Raw genomic sequence first — 21710 nt, 5'->3', positions numbered from 1 at the left:
GCGGCCTATGAGTCTTCCTGGGCCGTCTCAGGGCCGTCATCGGTAGCCGAGGTGGCCCAGACTGCATCAACGGCGGCCCGCGTACGGGTCTCGCTCGACGGCATCAGGTGCGTGTAAGTCCGCAGCGTGAAGCCAGGGTCATGGTGTCCCAGGTATTCGCTCAGGGCCTTGATGCTCTCCCCCGCGTCCAAGAGCACGGAGGCGTAGAAGTGTCGCAACGCGTGCATCCCGTTGTCCCGCCCCGTGGCCACACCCGCAGCGCGTAGGGCAGGACGCCACTGTCGATCGTTGAAGCGGTTGCGGTTCAGAGAGAGGCCCTCAGGGCTCCGGAAGATCAGCGCCGCAGTAACGGGTGGACCGTCCAACGTCTTCCAGGGCAAGGTCACATCCGCAGCAGGCAAGCGTGTCAGATGGCCGGCCAACGCGAAGGCGATGGACTCGGGCAGAGGGACGTCCCGTTCCTTGCCCCCTTTGGGCGGAGCGAACACAGGCCGGTTGCGGAGCAACTTCACTTGCCGGACCACGTGCACGACGCCTCCGAGGAAATCCACGTCCTCGACTGCGAGACCGAACACCTCACCCTGACGAAGGCCGCATCCGGCCGCAGGGTCTACCAAGGCTCGGTATCGCTCCGGCAGAGCAGTGCGAACAGCCTTGACGCGGTCAGCGGGCCATGGCTTGACCTTGCGCGGATCGAGGCGGGGAGCCTTGACCGACCGTGCGCTGCATGGGTTCGCACGGATGACACGGTCCTCGACTGCGGCCGTGAAGACCGTCGAGACGTGCGCGAAAATCCCGCGCCGGTAGGCGGCAGACAGGCCCGCGTCCTCCAAGATCCGCATCCAGAGGCGCAGGTGCGTCGGGTTGAACGAGCCAATGGGCCGCTTTCCAATGTGTGGGAGGACATGCAGTCGTAGCCGCATCTCGACAGACTCACGAGTCGCGGGGTCCGTCATCTGTGTCGTCATCCACTTCGTTGCGTACTGCTCGAAGGTGACCTTGCCTGCCTCGGGCGCGATGTAGTCGCCTCGGGACATGTCAGCCTCAATGTTGGACAGCCATGTCTCAGCCCTGCGCTTCTGCTTGTCCGGGAAGCTCTTCGACTTCTCGGTGCCATCGGGGCCGACGTAACGAGCCCGGTAGCGCATGCCGACGCCGTGACGGTCAGTCTTGACCTTGATCAGCTTGCCGTCCGCAGCGGGCTCCGTCTTGAACCAGCGGTCTTGGATGTGTCCGGCCATCAGGCAGCTTCCTTGTCCATGAGAGAGACGACCCAGACGCGGACGTCTTCGGGGTCGAAGCGGAGGTGCCGGCCGACGCGGAAGCCGCGGGGCCCGGTGTCCTTGCGGCGCCACTGGTAGACCGTCTCGACCGGGACGCCGAGGAGATCAGCCAGGTCGACCGGCGTCAGGAAGCGCTCAGGAAGCGGTCGCTTCATCCCCACTCCCCCGTGGTGTCGAGTGCTTCGAGTTCGGCGTGTGCTTCGCGGGCGGTTTCGCGGTTGGTGTGGATGTCGCGGGCGATGGTGGCGGCGAGCCAGGATTCGCCGGGGGTGTGGCCGTGTCCGGCGTAGGTCCAGTGGGCGAGGGTCAGCGTGGAGCCCTCCGGGGCGTCGTCGGGGTCGGGTAGGCCGCGTTCGCGGCGTTCCTGGCGTGCGCGGTAGTCGGCGCGGACCTGTCGGAGTGCGCCGAGGGTGGTGGAGTAGGCGCGGGATTTGGTGGAGAAGTGGCCGCGGAAGCCGAGCATGTGGGCCCACTGCCAGAGCTTGCGGTCGGGGTACGCCTCATCCAGGTCGAAGCAGGCTTCGATCAAGCGTCGGGCCTGGGCGGGCAGGTCGGTGAGCTTGTCGAGTTCGGCGAGCTCTCCGATGCGGCGGTCGACGGTGCCGGTGGTCTCGGCGGCCTTGGTCGCGTACTTGGCCACGTAGGAGGCCACGGCCTGTTCGGTCAGGTCGTCGTTCGCGCTGTCCGCGCCGATCGGGCGGACGTCCACCTGTGCACCCCAGCGCAGTTCCCGTTCCGGGTGGTCGCCCGAGGCCGGGACGGACACGCTGACGCGGGCGGCAGCCGCCTGGATCGCGTCCGTCAGCAGGGTCATGCTGGCCCAGGCCGGGGGTGCGGTGTCCGGCCCGTCGGGGCCGTCAAGGCGGACGATGGCGTGGAAGTGGACCGCGCCGCGCTTCTGGAACTCCGCAACCTTCCCGAACGAGACCCGGCACACCTCGGAAGCCGCCTTCTGAGAAAGGCCAGCGCGGGCAGCGATCTCACGGCGCAGGTAGATCGTGAAGCGCCGCCACAAGTCCCCGGCGTGGTTGTTCCACAGCACCGCACCCGCGTAGTCGTAGGCGGCCGGGTTCAGGGCCGAGCCCAGGAGCGGGGAGGTTTCGGGGTGGTCGGTGCCGCACCGGCAGACACCCTTGGTGGGCCGGTTGTGGACCGGGCCGAACGAGGGGGCCGTCAGGGTCGCGAACACCTTGGGGTGCGTGCGCACCGTGAGAGGGGTGCCCTTGCTCGTATCGCCGGTCAGTCCGGCGCGGATCAGATGGAAGGTGTCCCCCGCATACGTCCAGGCGCAGGAGGGGCACCGGGAAGCGCGGCGGTTCCCGCAGGCCACACGCAACCGGCCACCGGGTTCGCCCTGGGTGCTGTAGGAGTAGAGCACCTGCCCCGACTTGGTATCGCGGGTGGTGGTCATGCCCTCCAGATGGATGGGGTCGGAGCAGCCGCCGGTACGGCGCACCTGTTCCTGCCAGCGGTCGAAGCCGGGGGCGTTGGCGACGCGTAAGAGGTCGGCCAGGGTCAGCGGGTCGGTGCCCACGGCCGCAGCACTGTTCGCCACGGCCGCAGGCTCAACGGGGAAGACCGTCACCGGTGGTCCTCCCGCGGGTAGCCGTGTCCCAGAGGCGGATAGAACCCGCACACCTTGGCGTCTTCCTCGGCGAAGTGCGCGTCATCGACCACGGCGAAGAACTGAGTGTGGGGCCGTACGTCGTGGTCGTCGAGCCACATGCCGATCTGCTCGGCGCGCTTCTCGTCGGCCACCTCAGCCGCGTGCAAGGCGTCGTCGAAGAAGCTCACGCGGCCACCGCCACGGGGCGGGAGACCAGGGCGGCCAAGCGCTCGGTGTAGATGTCGAGGCGGGCGCGCGTCCGGGCGCTGACCGTGGCGTGCACGACGGAGCGGGCGGTGTGCTCCTCCATCCCGGCACCACCGCAGGCCCGGCAGAACACGGACAGGCAGTCGTCCTCTCCCGCCCATCCGGACCCGGCGCACTCCGAGCAGTCCGCCCACGGGCGAGAGGTCAGGTACCCCAGGCACTCGGCCGGATCGGCGCAACGCGACTCCGCGCACACCGGGCAGGCCCGACCCGACACTGAACGACGCAGAACCGCAGCAGAAGCAGGCATGATGGGAGTCCCTTCATGGGGGCGAGAGCGGCGATCTGACTTGGCGGTTGGGCGCCGCTCTCTGCTACGCAAGAAGGGGGTTAACCCTCTTGCTCAACTTGTAGGTACAAGCTTGGAGTGTGACTCGATCGACGTCAAGCGATTCACCGCAACATGTACCAACAAGTTGAGCGAGTGCGTCATGATGGAGGCATGAGTAAGCAGCCGAAGTATCAACAAGTGGCCGACGTCCTGCGCCGAGAGATCGACAGGGGCACCTACGGACCCGGCGCGCGGCTGCCCTCGGAAGCCGAGTTGGCGACCCGTTTCGACGCCTCACGAAACACGGTCCGCTCAGGCCTCAACCTGCTCGTGAGCCAAGGCCTCATCTCGTCCAGCCAGGGCCTTGGGTACGAGGTGCAGAAGCACGAGGTCTTCGAGCTGAACGCTTCCCGTTTCGAGAATCTGAACTTCCCCCAGAACGGCGACGCGTATTCGACGGATGTGACGAGTGCCGGCCGCCACCCGCATCAGACCTTTCGCGTGGAGGTGACAACTACCCCGGAGTACATCGCCCACCGGCTGAAGGTAGAGGCGGGAGCCCGCTCCGTTCTGCGGTTCTGCCATCGGTTCGTTGACGAGGTGCCTTGGTCGACCCAGGCGACCCACTACCCGGACTGGCTGATCCAGTTGGCCCCGCGGCTGACCGAGCCGGGCGACATCGCAGAGGGAACCACGCGGTACCTCGTGAGTCTCGGTATTGAGCAGGTGGGCTACGCCGACGAGGTTGCAACGCGGATGCCCACGCCGGAGGAGGCCCGCGTCCTGGAGATCGGCGCCGGGGTGCCTGTTCTTCTCTGGACCCGCACGGGTTACTCGACAGAGCGGCCCATCAGGTGCACGGTCACGACCTTCCGGGGCGACCTGAACCGCATGAACTATGAGATTGGCGACCTTTCCGCCCGAGACGAGAACGAAGCCCAGTGAAGATCACGAGCGCTGCCCCGGCCGACCTTGAACAGCTGCTGTCCTTTCGCGTAGAGGCAGCATCTTGGATCGGCAAGATCGGCAGCGACCAGTGGAGCCGCCCCTACCCGGCGGACCGCCTGCTAGCGACGATCGAAGCTGGGACGGTCTTCATGCTGAGGGATGGGGGGAGGACCGCCGGAACGATCACTCTTACCGCAGAGGCAGAAGACGGGTTGTGGTCGGAGGCAGAGCTAAGAGAGCCCTCGATGTTCATCAACAAACTGACTGTTGCGCGGGAGTACGCGGGGCAGAACCTTGGCGGCAGGCTCTTGGACTGGGCGAGTGATCGCGCTTACCGAGCCTCCGCTAAGTGGCTCCGCCTTGACGCTTGGACGACCAACACACGCCTCCAGCGGTATTACCTGGATCAAGACTTTGAGCATGTCAGGACCGTTCTCGAAGGCGGCGCCGTCAATGGCGGCCCGCGAGTCTCCGGCTGGCTTGCCCAGCGTCCCACCCGGCTAGCCGAGCACGGCTTCACCGACGAGGCCCCCAGTCCTGAACTGTTGCCCGCCTGAGCAGTTACAGGTTTCTCTACCTCATCAAGGCACCCGGCTGCGCTCCGCTCCGCCGGGCGCGCTTCCCGGCTCTGGCTGCGCCCGCGCTCCTGCCTGCGGCCCGCTCGGCGCTGCCGCCGCCGACGCGCGCCCGCTGTGTAGGCCCGTGGGGCATGAGACGAGAACCAAGCCCGCGGCTTCACGACGATGCCTCCGGCGGGGGCGCAAAGACCCCGGGATGGATGGGGCGCCGTTCGCGAGTGCCGGCCGGAACGTGGCGAGCGTCGTGGTGCTCCCATCCCGACCACCTCCGACCCAGGCAAAGCCGAGCAGTCACGGCCCAGGGCGTCAAGGTCGTTCGTACAGTGGCGCGCTCCACCTTGACGCCCTGAACCGCGACCGCTCCACGGTGTGTGGGTCGGAGGCGGACGGGATGGGAGCTGGGGTGAGTGGTGGGATGAGGTGGGTGGGAATGCTGAGCGGACAGCCAAAGAGCACCCTCTTCGGGCCGTCTCCGGGCCGTGAAAGGGTGCTCAGGGGTGACCAACGCTGACAACCGATGACGGCTCAATCCCAGGTCACAGCGTTGATCGCTCACATGACCGCAGGTCGAAGACCCAGCAGGTCACTTCTTCGGCTTCTGACCGGTCCACCCGCACAGCGCTCACTCGCAGAAAGCGCAATCCTGCGGTGAGCGCTGTGCGGGCGTACGCTGCTCGGTATGGACGAGAACACCCGTCTGGACGCGCTCGCCTTCGACGTGTTCTCCAGACAGTGCCCCTCACGCGCCACGCTGGAGCACGCCACCGGACGCTGGGGCAGCCTGACGCTGGGAGCGCTGTACGAGGGCGGCTTCCGGTTCAACGAACTCCGCCGCCGGGTCGACGGGGTCAGCGAGAAGATGCTCTCCCAGACGCTCCAGGCCCTGGAACGGGACGGCCTGGTGCACCGCGAGGCCCGGCCGACCAATCCGCCGCGCGTCGACTACGAGCTGACACCCCTGGGCCGGCAGGTGGCCGAGCGGCTGCTGGCGCTGATCGAGCTCGTCGAGGGCCGGATGCCCGAGGTGCTCGCGGCCCGTACCCACTACGACGAGGCGCACCCCGGCCGTTAGGCGGTCGTGCGCGGCGGCCGCTGGCAGCGCGGGCAGAAGTAGCTGGAGCGGTTCATCCAGGGGCGGCGGCGCATCGGGGTGCCGCAGCGGTGGCAGGGCTCGTCCTCGCGTCCGTAGGCGTCGAGCGAGCGGTCGAAGTAGCCGGACTCGCCGTTCACATTGACGTAGAGGCTGTCGAAGCTGGTGCCGCCCTGGTCGAGCGCCGCGGACATCACGTCGCGGACATGGCCGAGCAGCTCCGCGGACCTGGGGCGGGTGAGGGTCGCGGTCGGCCGGTCGTAGTGCAGCCTGCTGCGCCAGAGCGCCTCGTCCGCGTAGATGTTGCCGACGCCGCTGATCAGCGACTGGTCGAGCAGGGCCCGCTTCACGGTCGTGCGACGCAGTCGCAGGGCCGTGTGGAAGGCGGCGTCGTCGAACGCCGGGTCCAGCGGGTCACGGGCGATGTGCGCGATGGTGTCGGGCAGCCCCTCGGGGGTGTTCTCGTGGAGCGAGAGCCCGCCGAAGGTCCGCTGGTCGACGAAGCGGAGCTCGGTGCCGAGGGAGTCCTCGAAACGGATCCGGACGCGCAGGTGCTTCTCGTCCGGTGCGTCCTGCGGCTGTACGAGCAGCTGGCCGCTCATCCCCAGGTGGCCGAGGAGCGAGCTGGACGCGTCGTCCAGCGGCACCCAGAGGTACTTGCCGCGGCGCATCGCCGTTCCGAAGCGGGCGCCTCCGAGCCGGGCCGCGAAGTCCACGCCACCGGCGAGATGGCGGCGGACCGCACGCGGGTGCAGCACCTCGACGTCGCCGACGGTGCGGCCGGCGACCCAGCGTTCGAGACCACGTCGTACGACTTCGACCTCGGGCAGCTCGGGCACGGTATCGCTCCTGAAGGGATGCTCTGGAAAAACAATACGGTTCTGGACAGGAAGAACCCCCCGGTGCACGAGGCACCGAGGGGTACTCGGGGTCAGGCCGGAGCCGCGTCCGTGGTCGGTGCCGGGCCGGCCGGGGCGTCGGTGGCCCCGCCGTCGGCAGCGGCCTTCGCCGCGGCCTCCCGTTCCTCCGCGGCGGCGCTGATCTCGCGCCAGGCGGACTCCGCCGCCTGCTGCTCCGCTTCCTTCTTGCTACGGCCGGTGCCGGTGCCGTACGAGACACCACCGACGCGAGCAGCAGCAGTAAAGGTCTTCTCGTGGTCCGGGCCGGTCTCCGTGACGATGTACTCGGGGACTCCGAGGCTCTCGCCGGCGGTGAGCTCCTGGAGACTGGTCTTCCAGTCCAGGCCGGCACCGAGGTTGGAGGACCTGTCGATCAGCGGGTCGAAGAGCCGGTGCACCAGCTCCGAGGCCGCACTGAGGCCCTGGTCGAGATAGACCGCGCCGATCACCGCTTCGAGCGTGTCGGCGAGGATGGACGCCTTGTCCCTGCCGCCCGTGCCCTCTTCACCGCGGCCGAGCCGGATGAAGGAGCCGAGTTCGAGGCCGCGGCCCACTTCCGCAAGCGCACGAGAGTTGACCACCGCGGCCCGCAACTTGGCCAGCTGGCCTTCGGGCAGGTCGGGGTGGGTGCGGTACAGCGTGTCCGTGACCACCAGGCCGAGCACCGAATCCCCGAGGAATTCGAGTCGCTCGTTGGTGGGCAGACCGCCGTTCTCGTATGCGTACGAACGGTGGGTCAGCGCACGCACCAGAAGGGCGGTCTCGAGTCGATACCCGAGCCGCCCTTCCAGAAGCGTGTGGGACGAGGCTGTGTTGACGTTGTCTGCCTTCTTCTTGGCGTTGGACAACTCAGACATCGGGCCTCTCACCAGCCGCTCAGACTTCGAGGACCTGGCGCTTGTTGTACGTGCCGCAGCTGGGGCACGCGATGTGCTGCAGCTTCGGCTCCTGGCAACGCTCGCACGAAACCAGGGTGGGGACCGCAGCCTTCCACTGCGACCGGCGGTGGCGCGTGTTGCTGCGCGACATCTTCCGCTTCGGAACAGCCACGGCTACTTCTCCTGCTTCTCGTCGACGCCCGCTTCGGCGCCGCCCATGTTGTCCTTCTCGCCGTCCTGAACGGTGTCGGCGAGTCCCTGCAATGCCGCCCAACGAATGTCGACGGCATCATGGTGGTGACCGGGGTTCTCGTCCAGCCTGATTCCGCATTCGGAACACAGACCGGCACAGGACTCCCGGCACACCGGCTGCATCGGCAGTGCGAGCACCACCGCATCACGCAGCACTGGTTCGAGGTCGAACAGGCCGTCCTCGATGAAGAGCCTGTCCTCGTCGTCCTCGGCGTCGTCGGCCGGCTCCGCCTTGCTGCTGCGGCCCCGGTCATCGGCGTCAGGGTACGAGAACATCTCCTGGAAGTCCGCCGCGACCTCTTGGCGCAGCGGCTCCAGACACCTTACGCACTCCCCCTCGGCCGACGCACGGGCGGTGCCTGTGACAAGCACCCCTTCCATGACCGACTCAAGGCGGAGGTCCAGCTCCACGGGTGCGCCTTCCGGCACACCGATGACCCCTTCGATGCCGAGGACCGACGGCGGACCGGGTGCGTCCACCGTGCGGGAGAGCCGCTGGAGGGCACCGGGACGCCGGCCCAGCTCGTGCGTGTCGAACACGAGGGGGTTTCGGTGGTCGAGGTGGCCGTTCAGGGCTTTTCCTGCTTTCGAAATCATGTGCAACGCGCATCGTGGGGAGGGCCGCCCGGATTCGGAGTCGAAACGGGCAGCTGGGATCGCGGACATACGCGCGACCGAAGAGCCAGGATACTGGACGCGCCGCCCAGCTCCCAATCCGGGCCGTCAGGGCCCCCGGCTCCGGGGCTCCGGCGCCGGGGCCCCGTCCGGTCAGCGCTCCTGTTCGTACCGGCGGAGCTGGTCCAGGTCGATCATGCTGGTGTCGAACAGACTGGTCTCGTCGAGGGCGCTCTCGCCCTGCGGCTGGAGCGCCTGCTGGGGCTGCACGGGCTGCTGCTGCCAGTTGTCGTAACCCTGTACGGGGACCTGGGACTGGATCTGGGACTGGTCGTAGCCCTGCTGCTGATAGGCCGCGGCGTACGGGTCCGGCTGCTGCTGGTACCCGTAGACGTCCTGCTGCGGCTGCTCCTGGTACGCGTAGGTCTCCGCGTAGCCCGGCTGGGCCTGGGCGGGGAAGTGCGGCTGGGTCTGCGGCTGCGCCGGCTGCGGCTCCGGGGTGGCGATCTCGGCGAGGCCGGCCCAGTGGTCCTCGTCGCTCATGTGCGTCTGGTTGCCCGCCGCGTCCTGGGCGGCCACGTGCGCGCCGAGCTCGTCGGTGGCGACCCGGCCGTGCAGCTTCTGCCGGCCGCGGCCGACCGCCTCCAGGGTCTTGGCGAGCACCGCCTCGAAGGCGCCGAGCTTGGTGTCCACGTACTCGTCCGCCCGGCGCTGGAGCGTGGCCGGGTCGGTGCTGCGCTCGGGGGCCTCGGCGAAGTCCGGGTCCTCGTAGCCCTGCTCGTCGAAGGGCCGGCCGCGGCCGAGGAGCTTCTCGCGGCCGCGGTCGACGGAGCCGATGGTCTTGGTGAGGACGACCTCGAAGTTGGCGAGCTTGCTGTCGACGTACTCGTCGGCGTCGCCGCGCACCTCGGCGGCCTCCCGGCGGGCCTCGTCGAGAATGCGGTCGGCCTCGCTGCGGGACTGCCTGGCGATCTCGGTGTCGGAGATCAGCGAGGTGCGTTCGGCGCGGGCGGCGCCGATGATCCGCTCGGCCTCCTGGCGGGCCTGCTCGGCCAGCTGCTCCTGGCCGCCGATGAGCTCCTGGGCGTGGGCGAGCGAGCCCGGCAGGGCCTCGCGCACCTCTTCGAGCATCGCGAGCAGTTCGGCGCGGTTGACCACGCACGAAGCCGACATGGGCATCGACCGGGCGTTCCCGACCGTTTCGACGATCTCGTCGAGCTTCTTCTGCACGTCCACCGTGTGCTCGCCACTCTCTACAGCCGATTGGAGACGGACGGGACGACTGTACGGCCAGTCGGCGCCCGTCCGACACCTGGTGACGGACCGTCAGCAGCTCACTGCTGGGCGAGACGCTCGGTGAGGGCCTCGTGGACCAGCGGGGGAAGCAGGTGGGAGACGTCTCCGCCCCAGGTCGCGACCTCCTTGACCAGGGAGGACGACAGGAAGCTGTAGGTGGGATTGGTCGGCACGAAGAGGGTCTCGACGCCGGAGAGGCCGTTGTTCATCTGGGCCATCTGGAGCTCGTAGTCGAAGTCGCTGACGGCCCGCAGGCCCTTCACGATCGCCGGGATGTCGCGCTGCTTGCAGAAGTCGACCAGGAGGCCGTGGAAGGACTCCACCTGGACGTTGCCGAAGTCCGTGGTGACCTGGCGGATCAGGTCGATCCGCTCGTCGACCGTGAACAGGCCCTTCTTGGACTGGTTGATCATCACCGCGACGTGTACGACGTCGTACAGCTTCGAGGCGCGGCCAATGATGTCGAGGTGTCCATTGGTGATGGGGTCGAATGACCCCGGACAGACGGCGCGGCGCAACTTGATTCCCTCGCTCTCCGGTCCGGTCATCGTGCGTCTTCGCACGTAGAGGCGGCGCGACCGTACCAAAGCGTCCCTTCGCCGTAGCGACGGGCCCGCAACGGCTCGAATCCCTCGGGCCAGCCGAATTCTCCGCCTCTGGTGCTGCGTTCCACGGTGACGAGAGCATCGGCTGTGAGCCAGCCCTGAGCACGGAGTGTGAGCAGTATCTCGCCAAGATCGTCGTCGGTGACGGCGTACGGCGGGTCCAGGAACACCACGTCGTAGGGGTCTTCCGGTGCCGGTCCCGTCACGATCTGTTCGGCTTTGCCGGTACGGACCTCGGCGCCGGGCAGGCCGAGGGTGCGGACGTTGTCCCGGACGGTGCGGACGGCCCTGGGGTCGGCCTCGACGAGCAGGGCGTGCGCCGCGCCCCGGGAGAGCGCCTCCAGGCCGACGGCCCCGGAGCCCGCGTACAGATCGGCGATACGGATGTCCTCCAGGCTGCCGAGTAGCGCTTCCCAGGTGGAGAAGAGGCCCTCGCGCGCACGGTCGGAGGTGGGGCGGGTGCCGGTGCCGGGCGGAACGGCCAGGCGGCGTCCGCCGGCCGAGCCGGCGATCACGCGGGTCATGGGTGTCTGGTCCTCGGTTCGTGGGCGGCCCGCGGGGTGCCGCGGCGACGTGCCACCCACGATATGGCGTGGTGGCCGATCGGGCCCCCGCACCCGGTGTCCCCCCGCCCTCCCGGTCAGCCCTTGTCGAGGTACTGCTCGCGCTCCTTGTCGAGCAGCGCGTCCAGCGCGGTCCGCAGCTGCGGCAGTCGTGCGAGCTCCGGGTCGGCGGCGACGATCGCGACTGCCTCCTCGCGCGCGGCGGCGATGACCTCCTCGTCGTCGATGACCGTGAGCATCCGCAGCGAGGACCGGACCCCGGACTGGGCCTGGCCGAGGACATCGCCCTCGCGGCGCTGCTCCAGGTCGATCCGGGAGAGCTCGAAGCCGTCCAGGGTGGCGGCGACCGCGGAGAGACGGGCGCGGGCGGGACCGGCCTCGTGGGCCTCGCTGACCAGCAGGCAGAGCCCGGGGGCGGAGCCCCGGCCGACCCGGCCGCGCAGCTGGTGGAGCTGGGAGACGCCGAAGCGGTCGGCGTCCATGATCACCATGGCGGTGGCGTTGGGGACGTTGACCCCGACCTCGATGACGGTGGTGGCGACCAGCACGTCGACGTCGCCCGCGGCGAAGCGGCGCATCACGTCGTCCTTGTCGTCGGGGTTCATCCTGCCGTGCAGCACTTCGATGCGCAGACCGGCCAGGGGGCCCTTGGTGAGCTGTTCGGCGATCTCCAGCACGGCGAGCGGCGGGCGCTTGTCGCCGTCTTCCTCGGGTGCCTTCTTCTTGGCCTTCTTCCCCGCCGCATCGTCTTCGTCGTCGCCGATGCGGGGGCAGACCACGTACGCCTGGTGTCCGTTCTCCACTTCTTCCCGGACCCGCTCCCAGGCGCGGCTGAGGAAGTGGGGCTTGTCCTTGGCGGGCACGACATGGCTGGCGATGGGCGAGCGGCCGGCCGGGAGCTGGTCCAGTACGGAGGTCTCCAGGTCGCCGAAGACGGTCATGGCGACCGTACGGGGAATGGGGGTGGCCGTCATGACCAGCAGGTGGGGCGGCTGTTTGCCCTTCGAGCGGAGGGCGTCGCGCTGCTCGACCCCGAATCGGTGCTGTTCGTCGACGACGACCAGGCCCAGGTCGTGGAACTGCACCTTGTCCTCGATCAGGGCATGGGTGCCGATCACGATGCCGGCCTCGCCGGTGACGAGGTCGAGGAGCGCCTGGCGGCGGGCCGCGACGCCCATCGAACCGGTGAGCAGCACCACCTTGGTGCCCTGCTCGGAGCCGCCGAGCATGCCGCCCTCGGCCAGCTCGCCCATCATTTCGGTGATCGAGCGGTGGTGCTGCTGGGCGAGCACCTCGGTGGGCGCGAGCATGGCGGCCTGTCCGCCCGCGTCGACGACCCCGAGCATGGCGCGCAGCGCGACCATGGTCTTGCCGGAACCGACTTCGCCCTGCAGCAGCCGGTGCATCGGGTGCTCGGTCGCGAGGTCGTCGAAGATCTCCCGGGAGACCTTCTGCTGGCCCTCGGTGAGGGTGAAGGGCAGTTTGGCGTCGAAGGCGTCGAGCAGTCCGCCGGGCGTGGGTCTGCGGGCCACTGCCGGGAGCTGGGTGTCGGCGTACCTGCGGCGGGCCAGCGCGACCTGGAGGACGAAGGCCTCGTCCCACTTCAGCCGGTCCCGGGCCTCCGCGATGTCCGCCTTGGTCTGCGGCCGGTGGACCTTCAGCAGCGCCTCCGGGAGCGGGGTGAAGCCGCGCCCCTCGCGCAGGGCCGGCGGCAGCGGGTCGACGACCTCCTGTGCGCTGGGCAGCACCGTGTCGACGGCCTTGGCGATCCGCCAGGAGTCGAGCTGCTTGCAGGCCGGGTAGATCGGCAGCAGCCGCCCGGCGAAGGCGTCCACTGCCTCCGTGGCCTCGGCCCCGTCGACGGACTCGGCGTCCAGGAGCTGGTACGTGGGGTGGGCGAGCTGCATCTTCCGGTTGAAGACGGAGACCTTGCCCGCGAACATCGCCCGGCGGCCGGGCAGCAGTTCCTTGTGCGGCTTGTGCACGCCGTGGCCGAAGAAGACCAGCTGGAGCCGGCCGTGGCCGTCGGTGAGGGTCACTTCCAGGCGCTTGCCGCGGCCGTTGTTGAACATCAGGACGCGGGCGTCGGCGACCTGGGCGACCACCGTCACGTGCTCGTCCAGCGGGAGGTCGGCCAGCGCCGTGAGCCGGCCGCGCTCCTCGTACCGCCGCGGGTAGTGGTGCAGCAGGTCACCGACCGTGTGCAGGTCCAGGTGTTCGGCCATCACCTTCGCGGTGGCTCCGCCGAGCAGCTTCTTGAGGGGTTCATCGAACGCAGACACGCGATCCATTGCACACCACACCACTGACAGATGTCCGGCGGGCACCGTCCGGGCGCGCTGCTGTCGCGTGCGTCCGGCGCGGCAGACCGGCCACCGGGCGGGTCCGGACGTGGGCGGGAGGACCGGCCCCGCCCGGGGCCCCGGGTGGGGCGTGCTCCGCTACTCCACCCCGATGAGCAGCGGAGCGCGCTGGTGGCCGCCCCGGTACACCACGGTGTCCACCGCGAGATAGCCCTCGCGCACGTGCTCCTCCAGCGTGTCCGCGAGGCTGTCGGGGGTGTCCTCGCCCAGGACCAGGGTGACCAGTTCGCCGCCCGCCGCCAGCATCCGGTCGAGCACGTCGCGGGCGGTCCGCGCCACGTCCCCGCCGATGACCGCGACATCGCCGTCGATCAGGCCCAGGACGTCGCCGGCCTGGCAGATGCCCGCCATGGTCCAGGACTGCCGTTCGGCGACGGCGAGTTCCGCGTAGCGGGTGGCGCCGGCGGCGGCGGTCATCGCCACCACGTCCTCGTCGAAGCTGCGGTCGGGTTCGTGGACGGCGAGGGCCGCGATGCCCTGGACGGCCGCCCTGGTGGGGATCAGGGCGACCCGGACACCCCGGGCGCGGGCCTGTTCGGCGGCCGCCGCGGCGGTGTGGCGCAGTTCCGCGTCGTTGGGCAGCAGGACCACCTCGCGGGCGTGCGCCCGGTGGATCGCGTCGGCCAGTTCGCCGCTGGCGGGCGGTTCCCCGGGGCGGGCCAGGACCGTCGTGGCCCCGGCCTCCTTGCACAGGTCGCGGAGCCCGTCGCCGGGGACCACCACGACCACCGCGCGCTGCACGGGCTCGGTCTGCGGGTGCACCCGGTCCGCGCCGAAGTGGGTGATCCGGATCCGGTACGGCCGCCCCGCCTCGACCCCGGCCTCCACGGCCGCGCCCGCGTCGTCCACGTGCACATGGACGTTCCACAGCCCGTCGCCGCCCACCACCACGAGCGAGTCGCCGAGCCGGTCGAGCCGGGTCCGCAGCCGGTCCACCGCGTCGTCCGTGGCCTCCAGCAGGTAGATGACCTCGAAGGCCGGTCCGCCCTCCGGGTCGGACTCCACGCAGTCGTCCGGCTCCGGAAGGACGGGCACCGCGACCTGGCGGCGTTCGGGCGCCCGTCCGCAGATCGCCTCGACGAGCGCCCCGAGCACGGTCACCAGCCCCCGCCCGCCGGCGTCCACGACGCCTGCCCTGCCCAGGACCGCGAGCTGTCCGGGGGTCGCGTCCAGGGCCGTGCGCGCCCCGTCGTACGCCGCCCGTGCGACCGTCGCGGTCCCGGCGCCGTCCCCGGCGCGGGCGGCGGCCTCGGCGGCGGCGGTGGCCACCGTGAGCACGGTGCCCTCGACGGGGTGGGCCACGGCCTGCCGGGCCGCGGCGGCGGCGACGGCGAGCGCCTCGCGCAACCGGTCCGCGTCATGGCCGTCGGCCAGCACTGCGGCCATTCCGCGCAGCAGTTGGGCCAGGATCGTGCCGGAGTTCCCGCGGGCCCCGATCAGGGCGCCGTGCGCCATGGCGTGTACGGCGTCGGCCGTCGCGGGCACCGTCCCGCCGGTCTCGTGGCCGGCGAAGACCGCTTCGACGGCCTGGGCCGCGGACTCCACGGTGAGATAGAGGTTCGTCCCGGTGTCCCCGTCGGCGACGGGGTACACGTTGATCGCGTCGATCGCCTCGCGCTCCCGGCCCAGCGCCTCCAGGGCCAGTGAGCACCAGGTACGCACCGCGACGGCGTCCATGTCGTCGGCGGTCTGCGGCACCTGTCGGTCCTCCTCGGATTCGGCCGTGGGCGGCCGGCTGCATCGCAGAGTAGTCCCCCCGCGCACCGGGCCCGGCGGGAACAGGGGGCGGGAGGGGGTCGGTGAAACCCATGGTAGTTTCGTTCTACCGACGCGGCCGTTGTATGCTGCTTCGGTTGCCCGATGAAAGTCGGGCCATCCCTCCGGCACCGCCACTTCATTCAAATGATTCCGGCGCGCCGGATTTCACTGTAAGTGCATCTGAAGTCTTTGGAGTGACCCGTGGCTGCCAACTGCGACGTCTGCGGCAAGGGGCCGGGCTTCGGCAACAACATTTCGCACTCGCACCGCCGTACGTCCCGTCGCTGGAATCCCAACATCCAGCGCGTGCGTGCCGTGGTCGGTCGGACGCCGAAGCGGCTCAACGTCTGCACCTCGTGCATCAAGGCCGGCAAGGTCGCGCGCTGACGTTCCCGTCGTAGCGCAGCCTTCCGGTTGCCCAAAAAGCCGGTCCACCTCGGTGGACCGGCTTTTTGCTGTGCTCGGACCCCTCATCCGTTGCGGGTCCGCCAGCCGTGGTCGACCGGGCCGATCCCGGCACCCAGCGGGAAGCCCGCCATGATCGCCCCGGTGACGTACGCCTTCGCGTGCCGTACCGCTGTGGGCACTTCCTGTCCCAGGGCCAGTTGGCAGGCGATGGCCGAGGCGAGGGTGCAACCGGTGCCGTGGGTGTGGCGGTTGTCGTGCCTGGGGGCGGGCAGCCAGTGCTCATCGGTGCCGTCGGTCAGCAGGTCGACGGGGTCGCCCGGCAGATGACCGCCCTTGATGACGGCCCAGCGCGGCCCGAACTCCAGCACCGCGGCGGCCGCCCGCCGCATTCCGGCCTCGTCCTCGACGCGGACTCCGGTGAGCTGTGCCACCTCGTCCAGGTTGGGGGTGGCGACCGCGGCGACGGGCAGGAGTTTCGTCCGTACGGAATCGAGCGCCTCGGCGGCCAGCAGCGGATCGCCGTGCTTGGAGACGCCGACCGGGTCGACGACGGCCGGGGCGTCGGTGGCCGCGAGGAGTTCGGCCACGGTCTCCACCAGGACGGCCGACGACAGCATTCCGGTCTTGACCGCCTGCACCCCGATGTCGTCCACCACGCTGCGGTACTGGGCGCGCACCGCCTCGGCCGGCAGCTCCCAGGCGCCCTGCACCCCCAGCGAGTTCTGGGCGGTGACGGCGGTCAGCACGCTCATTCCGTGCACACCGTGCGCCAGCATCGTCTTCAGGTCGGCCTGGATGCCCGCACCGCCGCCGGAGTCGGATCCGGCGACGGTGAGCACACGGGCGGGTACAGCAGCAGAAAGGGGCATGCGCCGAATCTACTGGGCGTCCTCGATGTCCCCGAAGTGGTCCCAGCCGCTCTTGCTGGTCCACGGCGCCCCGTCGACCGTCACCTGCGGCAGCGCGGAGGGGTTGAGGACCTCACCGATCACCTTCCAGCGGGCGGGCAGCTTCACGTCCGGCGGGAAGGTGGCGACGATCGCGTGGTCCTCGCCGCCGGTCAGTACCCACTGGAGCGGGTCGACGCCGACGGCCTGGCCGATGTCGGACATCTGCGAGGGGATGTCGATGAGCCCGGAGCGCAGATCGATCCGGACCTTGCTGGCCTCGGCGATGTGCCCGAGGTCGGCGACGAGCCCGTCGCTCACGTCCGTCATGGCGGTGGCGCCGAGCCCGGCGGCCGCGGGGCCGGCGTGGTACGGCGGTTCGGGGCGCCGGTGGGCCTCGACGAAGGCGCGCGGCGAGCGGAAGCCGCGGGAGAGCACCGCGTATCCGGCGGCGGACCAGCCGAGCCAGCCGGTGACGGCGACGACGTCGCCGGGCTGGGCGCCGGAGCGGGTGACCGGCTCGTGGTTGCGCAGATCACCCAGCGCGGTGATCGAGACGGTGATCGTCTCGCCGCGCACCACGTCTCCGCCGACCACGGCCGCGCCCGCGACCTGGCACTCGTCACGGATGCCGTCCATCAGTTCGCCGGCCCAGGTGACCGGGAGTTCGGCGGGGACGACCAGGCCGAGCAGCAGCGCGGTGGGCACCGCGCCCATGGCGGCGATGTCGGCGAGGTTCTGGGCGGCGGCCTTGCGGCCGACGTCGTACGCCGTCGACCAGTCCCGGCGGAAGTGCCGGCCCTCCAACAGGATGTCCGTACTGGCCACGACCCTGCGGTCGGGAGCGGTCACCACCGCGGCGTCGTCGCCGGGGCCGAGCCGTACCGCCGGAGTGGTGGTGAGCCGGGAAGTGAGCTCCCTGATGAGCCCGAACTCCCCCAACTCGCCCACGGTTCCCTTCACCGAGTCTCACCTCTCATCTGTCGCGCCGGACGGTCGTCCGGGCTGCTTCGGCGGCCGGGGGTCCGCGCCATGGACCGGCCGCCGCCCCGGGGAGCGGTCCGCACCGCTGGTCAACGCCATGCCCGTCCCCCTTCCGGACCGCTGCGCTTGCGGTCGCGGGCCGTCACTGCTGTCGGTACTGTCAAGAGATACGTCAACCTGTGTCCTGTGTACGCCACGCTGCGGGCGTCAACGATCCCCAGGTCTCCCCGCGGCACGCGGCAACGCGATACCGTGGCGTCCCTTTCTCCCCCACATGATCCTCGTGGCCGTCCTGGAGGTTCCGTGGTACAGGCGTACATCCTTATTCAGACCGAGGTGGGCAAGGCGTCGACCGTCGCCGAGACCATCGCCAGCGTTCCGGGAGTGATCCAGGCAGAGGACGTCACCGGCCCCTACGACGTGATCGTGCGCGCGCAGGCCGACACGGTCGATGAACTCGGCCGCATGGTGGTCGCCAAGGTCCAGCAAGTGGAGGGCATCACCCGAACCCTGACCTGCCCGGTCGTCCATCTGTAGTCCCCGTCTACGCTGGGCCGGTGACATCATCGCGCCGGCTCCGCCACCCCGTTTTCCTCGGTACGTCCGTCGCCGCGCTGCTGCTGGCCGCGACGGGCTGCTCCTCAACGGACGCCGCGGTGTCGATCACGGTTCCCACGCCGTCCCCGGAAGCCGCGGCCTACTGCCGTGCGCTGCACAAGGAACTGCCGAGGACCGTTGCCGGGCTCGACCGCGGTGACGCCGGGCCGAAGTCCGAACTGACCGCCGAGTGGGGGGACGGGGAGATCGTACTGCGCTGCGGTGTCCCGCGGCCCGCGAAGATGGACGACCCGATGGCGAAGGGCACCGAGGCGGACGGCGTCAACTGGCTGCTGGAGCAGTCCGACGGCGCCGGTCCGCGTTTCACGACGACCTACCGCAAGGCGTACGTCGAGGTGACGCTGTCGGCGGCGTACGCGCATGACGCGAGCCCGCTGGCCGCGTTCGGCCCGGCCGTCCGCAAGACCGTTCCCGGGCTGTAGGCGTGTGCTCCCGCCCGGGAGCACACGCCCTGCGGCGCGGGAACCGGGCTCAGCGCAGTCCGGTCGGGCGCCTCAACGCCGCCTGGATCAGCCGGTCCACCAGCTCCTGGTAGCTGACGCCGCTCTCCTGCCACATCCGCGGGTACATGGAGATCGGGGTGAAGCCCGGCAGGGTGTTGATCTCGTTGATCACGAAGGTGCCGTCCTCGGTGAGGAAGAAGTCGGCACGGACCAGCCCCTCGCAGGACGTGGCCTCGAAGGCCTCGACCGCGAGCCGCTGCACCTCGGCCGTCTGCTCGTCGGTGAGCGGCGCGGGCAGGATCCCGGAGGCCGAATCGATGTACTTGGCCTCGAAGTCGTAGAAGTCGTGCGAGGTCACCGGCGGGATCTCGGCGGGCACGCTGGCGCGGGGGCCGTCCTCGAACTCCAGCACCCCGCACTCGATCTCGCGGCCCCGCAGCAGCGACTCGACCAGGAACTTGGGGTCGTGGCGGCGGGCCTCCTCGATCGCCTCGTCGAGCCCGGAGAGGTCGTCGACCTTGGTGATGCCGAAGGACGAGCCGGCGCGTGCGGGCTTGATGAAGAGCGGCCAGCCGTGCTCGCCGGCGAAGTCCACGATGCGCTTGCGGGCGCCGGAGGGGTCGTTGTCCCATTCGCGGGGACGGACCACGAGGTACGGGCCGACCGGCAGCCCGAAGGAGATGAAGACCCGCTTCATGTACTCCTTGTCCTGGCCGACCGCCGAGGCGAGCACACCCGCGCCGACATAGGGCACACCGGAGAGCTCCAGCAGCCCCTGGAGCGTGCCGTCCTCGCCGTACGGGCCGTGCAGCACGGGGAAGACGACGTCGACCTCGCCGAGCGCCTTGGGGACCGAGCCGGGCTCGCTGTACACCACTTCGCGGCTGCCGGGGTCGACGGAGAGCACCACGGCGCCCTCTGCGGACTCGGCCAGCTGGGCCACCTCCGGCATCTTCCGGTCCGTGATGGCCATGCGTTCGGGTTCGTCCACGGTGAGCGCCCAGCGGCCGTCCGTCGTGATGCCGATCGGCAGGACGTCGTACTTGGTCCGGTCGATGGCGTTCAGGACGGCGCCGGCCGTGACGACCGAGATGCCGTGTTCGGAGCTGCGGCCGCCGAACACGACGGCCACACGCGGCTTGCGGAGCTGCTGCTCCGGGCTCTGGGGGAGGTTCTCGCTGCTCATATCGCGTTGAGCGTACCTGCTGGTACCACTTGAGTCAGCGCGGCCGGGGCGGCCGGTCTCAGCGCCGCTCGGGCTTCGCGCTGCGCGACATCAGCTCGGCCAGCGCGACCATCGGGGGCTTGCCCTCGTGGACGATGCCGACGACCGTCTCGGTGATCGGCATGTCGACGCCGTGCCGGCGCGCCAGATCGAGCACCGATTCGCAGGACTTGACGCCCTCGGCGGTCTGGCTGGTGACGGCGATGGTCTCCTGGAGCGTCATGCCGCGGCCGAGGTTGGTGCCGAAGGTGTGGTTGCGCGAGAGCGGCGAGGAGCAGGTCGCCACCAGGTCGCCCAGGCCCGCGAGTCCGGAGAAGGTCAGCGGGTCGGCGCCCATGGCCAGGCCGAGGCGGGTCGTCTCGGCGAGGCCGCGGGTGATGAGCGAGCCCTTGGCGTTGTCGCCGAGGCCCATGCCGTCGGCGATGCCGACCGCCAGACCGATGACGTTCTTCACCGCGCCGCCGAGCTCGCAGCCGACCACGTCGGTGTTGGTGTAGGGGCGGAAGTACGAGGTGTGGCAGGCGGCCTGGAGGCGCTGGGCCACGGACTCGTCCCGGCAGGCGACGACGGCCGCCGCCGGGCGGCGTTCGGCGATCTCCTTGGCCAGGTTGGGGCCGGTGATGACGGCGACCCGGTCCGCGGAGACCTTGGTGACGTCCTCGATGACCTCGCTCATCCGCTTCGCGGTGCCGAGTTCGACGCCCTTCATCATCGAGACGAGAACGGTGTCGGAACCGAGGTGCGGGGTCCAGTCGGCGAGGTTGGCACGCACGGTCTGCGAAGGCACCACGAGGACGGCGAAGTCGGCGCCGTCCAGTGCCTCGGCGGCGTCGGTGGTGGCGCGCACCGATTCGGGGAGCTCAATTCCCGGCAGGTAGTCCGGGTTGGTACGGGTCGTGTTGACGGCCTCGGCGATCTCGGCGCGGCGGCCCCAGAGGGTGACCTCGCAGCCCGCGTCCGCGAGGACCATGCCGAAGGCCGTACCCCATGAGCCGGTTCCGAAGACGGCCGCCTTTGCGGGGTGCGTCACTTGGGTCCCTTTCCTTCTGCCTTGCGCCGCTGCTCCGCACGGGCCTTGCGATGGTCGTAGGGCTCTGCGGGGGCCTGCTCGCCCCGCACGATCTCCAGCTGCGCGGTCACCGCGGCCATGATGACCTCGGTCGCCTCGCGCAGGACGTCGGGCGTCGGCTCCCGGTCGTAGAACCTGGAGAGGTCCACGGGCGGTCCGGCCTGCACCTGAAGGGTCTTGCGGGGGAACAGCCGGAGCTTGTCCTCCTTGGCGTACGGCGGCATCGCGAAGTTGGCGCCCCACTGGGCGACGGGGATGACCGGGGCCCTGGTCATCAACGCGACGCGGGCGGCACCGGTCTTGCCGGCCATCGGCCACATGTCGGGGTCGCGGGTGAGGGTGCCCTCCGGGTAGAAGGCGACGCATTCGCCGCGCTCGATGGCGTCGACGGCGGCCCGGAAGGCGTCCAGCGCATTGGTCGTCTCGCGGTAGACCGGGATCTGTCCGGTGCCGCGCAGCATCATTCCGACAAAGGGGGTCTTGAACAGGCCCGCCTTGGCGAGAAGCCGCGGCACCCGTCCGGTGTTGTACTGGAAGTGACCGTAGGAAAGCGGGTCCAGATAGGAGTTGTGATTGACCGCGGTGATAAATCCGCCGTCGGCCGGAATGTGTTCCATCCCCCGCCAGTCACGCTTGAACAGAACCACCAACGGCGGTTTTGCGATGACCGCCGCCAGGCGGTACCAGAAGCCGATTCTGCGGCGGGACACTCGGACACCTTCCTCTAAGGACCTGAACTCTGCCTGGCTACCGACGGTCAAGTCTCGCCCCAGGCCCCTGCTCTGTCGAGAACACCGTACGCCC

Annotated in this window: 25 protein-coding genes; 6 read left to right on the top strand and 19 right to left on the bottom strand. The window is 69.9% G+C overall.

Going from position 1 to position 21710, the window contains the following annotated elements; all coding sequences use genetic code 11:
* Window positions 1–5 precede the first annotated feature (5 nt).
* The 5 genes from AADR41_RS07590 to AADR41_RS07570 are packed head-to-tail and all read right to left on the bottom strand — an operon-like array spanning window position 6 to window position 3199.
* Window positions 6–1241, bottom strand: coding sequence for a tyrosine-type recombinase/integrase (locus AADR41_RS07590; RefSeq protein ID WP_342280589.1), 1236 nt, complete (start codon window positions 1239–1241; stop codon window positions 6–8).
* Window positions 1241–1438: a helix-turn-helix transcriptional regulator gene (locus tag AADR41_RS07585; protein ID WP_342280588.1), complete on the bottom strand. Its 198-nt coding sequence runs from the start codon at window positions 1436–1438 to the stop codon at window positions 1241–1243. Before AADR41_RS07585 ends, AADR41_RS07590 begins: the two co-directional genes overlap by 1 nt.
* On the bottom strand, window positions 1435–2838 hold the full coding sequence (gene repSA / locus AADR41_RS07580) for a replication initiator protein RepSA (RefSeq protein WP_342280587.1): 1404 nt from the start codon (window positions 2836–2838) through the stop codon (window positions 1435–1437). The genes AADR41_RS07585 and repSA overlap by 4 nt, the downstream gene beginning before the upstream one ends.
* A 26-nt stretch (window positions 2839–2864) precedes the next feature.
* Complete coding sequence (locus AADR41_RS07575; RefSeq protein ID WP_342280586.1) at window positions 2865–3077, bottom strand: hypothetical protein; 213 nt, start codon at window positions 3075–3077, stop codon at window positions 2865–2867.
* Window positions 3074–3199, bottom strand: coding sequence for a hypothetical protein (locus AADR41_RS07570; RefSeq protein ID WP_342280585.1), 126 nt, complete (start codon window positions 3197–3199; stop codon window positions 3074–3076). Before AADR41_RS07570 ends, AADR41_RS07575 begins: the two co-directional genes overlap by 4 nt.
* Before the next feature lie 399 nt (window positions 3200–3598).
* Here AADR41_RS07570 and AADR41_RS07565 point away from each other — a divergent pair, with 399 nt between their 5' ends.
* The 3 genes from AADR41_RS07565 (at window position 3599) to AADR41_RS07555 (ending at window position 6025) form a co-directional block, all read left to right on the top strand.
* Window positions 3599–4372, top strand: a complete 774-nt coding sequence (locus AADR41_RS07565; RefSeq protein WP_342280584.1) for a GntR family transcriptional regulator — start codon at window positions 3599–3601, stop codon at window positions 4370–4372.
* A complete protein-coding gene (locus tag AADR41_RS07560; protein WP_342280583.1) occupies window positions 4369–4932 on the top strand; it encodes a GNAT family N-acetyltransferase in 564 nt (187 codons plus the stop codon). The genes AADR41_RS07565 and AADR41_RS07560 overlap by 4 nt, the downstream gene beginning before the upstream one ends.
* A 700-nt stretch (window positions 4933–5632) precedes the next feature.
* Window positions 5633–6025: a winged helix-turn-helix transcriptional regulator gene (locus AADR41_RS07555; protein ID WP_342280582.1), complete on the top strand. Its 393-nt coding sequence runs from the start codon at window positions 5633–5635 to the stop codon at window positions 6023–6025.
* Here AADR41_RS07555 and mutM read toward each other — a convergent pair.
* The 9 genes from mutM to AADR41_RS07510 form a co-directional block, all read right to left on the bottom strand.
* Window positions 6022–6882, bottom strand: coding sequence for a bifunctional DNA-formamidopyrimidine glycosylase/DNA-(apurinic or apyrimidinic site) lyase (gene mutM, locus AADR41_RS07550; protein ID WP_342280581.1), 861 nt, complete (start codon window positions 6880–6882; stop codon window positions 6022–6024). The genes AADR41_RS07555 and mutM overlap by 4 nt on opposite strands.
* 92 nt (window positions 6883–6974) lie before the next feature.
* Complete coding sequence (gene rnc / locus AADR41_RS07545; protein ID WP_342280580.1) at window positions 6975–7799, bottom strand: ribonuclease III; 825 nt, start codon at window positions 7797–7799, stop codon at window positions 6975–6977.
* A 19-nt stretch (window positions 7800–7818) separates the two neighbouring features.
* Complete coding sequence (gene rpmF / locus AADR41_RS07540; RefSeq protein ID WP_003965982.1) at window positions 7819–7992, bottom strand: 50S ribosomal protein L32; 174 nt, start codon at window positions 7990–7992, stop codon at window positions 7819–7821.
* Window positions 7993–7994: 2 nt separating this feature from the next.
* Complete coding sequence (locus tag AADR41_RS07535; protein ID WP_342280579.1) at window positions 7995–8669, bottom strand: YceD family protein; 675 nt, start codon at window positions 8667–8669, stop codon at window positions 7995–7997.
* Between the two features lie 171 nt (window positions 8670–8840).
* Window positions 8841–9923: a cell division initiation protein gene (locus tag AADR41_RS07530; RefSeq protein ID WP_342280578.1), complete on the bottom strand. Its 1083-nt coding sequence runs from the start codon at window positions 9921–9923 to the stop codon at window positions 8841–8843.
* 98 nt (window positions 9924–10021) lie between these two features.
* Entirely contained in the window at window positions 10022–10501 is a 480-nt protein-coding gene (gene coaD, locus AADR41_RS07525; RefSeq protein ID WP_342280614.1) for a pantetheine-phosphate adenylyltransferase, read from the bottom strand.
* Between the two features lie 26 nt (window positions 10502–10527).
* Window positions 10528–11112, bottom strand: a complete 585-nt coding sequence (rsmD, locus tag AADR41_RS07520) for a 16S rRNA (guanine(966)-N(2))-methyltransferase RsmD (RefSeq protein ID WP_342280577.1) — start codon at window positions 11110–11112, stop codon at window positions 10528–10530.
* 116 nt (window positions 11113–11228) lie between these two features.
* Window positions 11229–13442, bottom strand: coding sequence for an ATP-dependent DNA helicase RecG (gene recG, locus AADR41_RS07515; RefSeq protein WP_342280576.1), 2214 nt, complete (start codon window positions 13440–13442; stop codon window positions 11229–11231).
* Window positions 13443–13592: 150 nt separating this feature from the next.
* On the bottom strand, window positions 13593–15212 hold the full coding sequence (locus AADR41_RS07510; protein WP_342280575.1) for a DAK2 domain-containing protein: 1620 nt from the start codon (window positions 15210–15212) through the stop codon (window positions 13593–13595).
* Window positions 15213–15473: 261 nt separating this feature from the next.
* On the opposite strand from AADR41_RS07510, the gene rpmB reads away from it, so the two are divergent.
* Window positions 15474–15659 carry a 50S ribosomal protein L28 gene (gene rpmB / locus AADR41_RS07505; RefSeq protein ID WP_030928661.1) on the top strand — a complete coding sequence of 62 codons (186 nt, stop codon included), beginning with the start codon at window positions 15474–15476 and terminating at the stop codon, window positions 15657–15659.
* Window positions 15660–15742: 83 nt separating this feature from the next.
* On the opposite strand, the gene thiD is transcribed toward rpmB, so the two are convergent.
* Both thiD and AADR41_RS07495 read right to left on the bottom strand, forming a co-directional pair.
* Window positions 15743–16549 carry a bifunctional hydroxymethylpyrimidine kinase/phosphomethylpyrimidine kinase gene (gene thiD / locus AADR41_RS07500; protein WP_342280574.1) on the bottom strand — a complete coding sequence of 269 codons (807 nt, stop codon included), beginning with the start codon at window positions 16547–16549 and terminating at the stop codon, window positions 15743–15745.
* A gap of 9 nt (window positions 16550–16558) precedes the next feature.
* Complete coding sequence (locus AADR41_RS07495) at window positions 16559–17530, bottom strand: thiamine-phosphate kinase (protein WP_259934913.1); 972 nt, start codon at window positions 17528–17530, stop codon at window positions 16559–16561.
* 324 nt (window positions 17531–17854) lie between these two features.
* On the opposite strand from AADR41_RS07495, the gene AADR41_RS07490 reads away from it, so the two are divergent.
* Complete coding sequence (locus tag AADR41_RS07490; protein WP_342280573.1) at window positions 17855–18088, top strand: Lrp/AsnC family transcriptional regulator; 234 nt, start codon at window positions 17855–17857, stop codon at window positions 18086–18088.
* Window positions 18089–18108: 20 nt separating this feature from the next.
* Entirely contained in the window at window positions 18109–18591 is a 483-nt protein-coding gene (locus tag AADR41_RS07485) for a DUF3515 domain-containing protein (protein WP_342280572.1), read from the top strand.
* A 49-nt stretch (window positions 18592–18640) separates the two neighbouring features.
* Here AADR41_RS07485 and AADR41_RS07480 read toward each other — a convergent pair whose 3' ends face one another.
* Genes AADR41_RS07480 through AADR41_RS07470 form a run of 3 tightly spaced genes read right to left on the bottom strand, consistent with a single transcriptional unit; the run spans window position 18641 to window position 21616 of the window.
* Window positions 18641–19798 (bottom strand): D-alanine--D-alanine ligase family protein, encoded by a 1158-nt coding sequence (locus AADR41_RS07480; protein ID WP_342280571.1) that lies wholly within the window; start codon window positions 19796–19798, stop codon window positions 18641–18643.
* Window positions 19799–19856: 58 nt separating this feature from the next.
* Entirely contained in the window at window positions 19857–20867 is a 1011-nt protein-coding gene (locus AADR41_RS07475) for an NAD(P)H-dependent glycerol-3-phosphate dehydrogenase (protein WP_342280570.1), read from the bottom strand.
* Window positions 20864–21616: a lysophospholipid acyltransferase family protein gene (locus AADR41_RS07470; RefSeq protein ID WP_342280569.1), complete on the bottom strand. Its 753-nt coding sequence runs from the start codon at window positions 21614–21616 to the stop codon at window positions 20864–20866. The genes AADR41_RS07475 and AADR41_RS07470 overlap by 4 nt, the downstream gene beginning before the upstream one ends.
* Window positions 21617–21710 lie beyond the last annotated feature (94 nt).

The organism is Streptomyces sp. CLV115, assembly GCF_038448545.1.
In the GTDB taxonomy this organism is placed as follows: Bacteria; Actinomycetota; Actinomycetes; order Streptomycetales; family Streptomycetaceae; genus Streptomyces; species Streptomyces sanglieri.
This window is presented reverse-complemented; position numbering and strand designations above follow the sequence as displayed.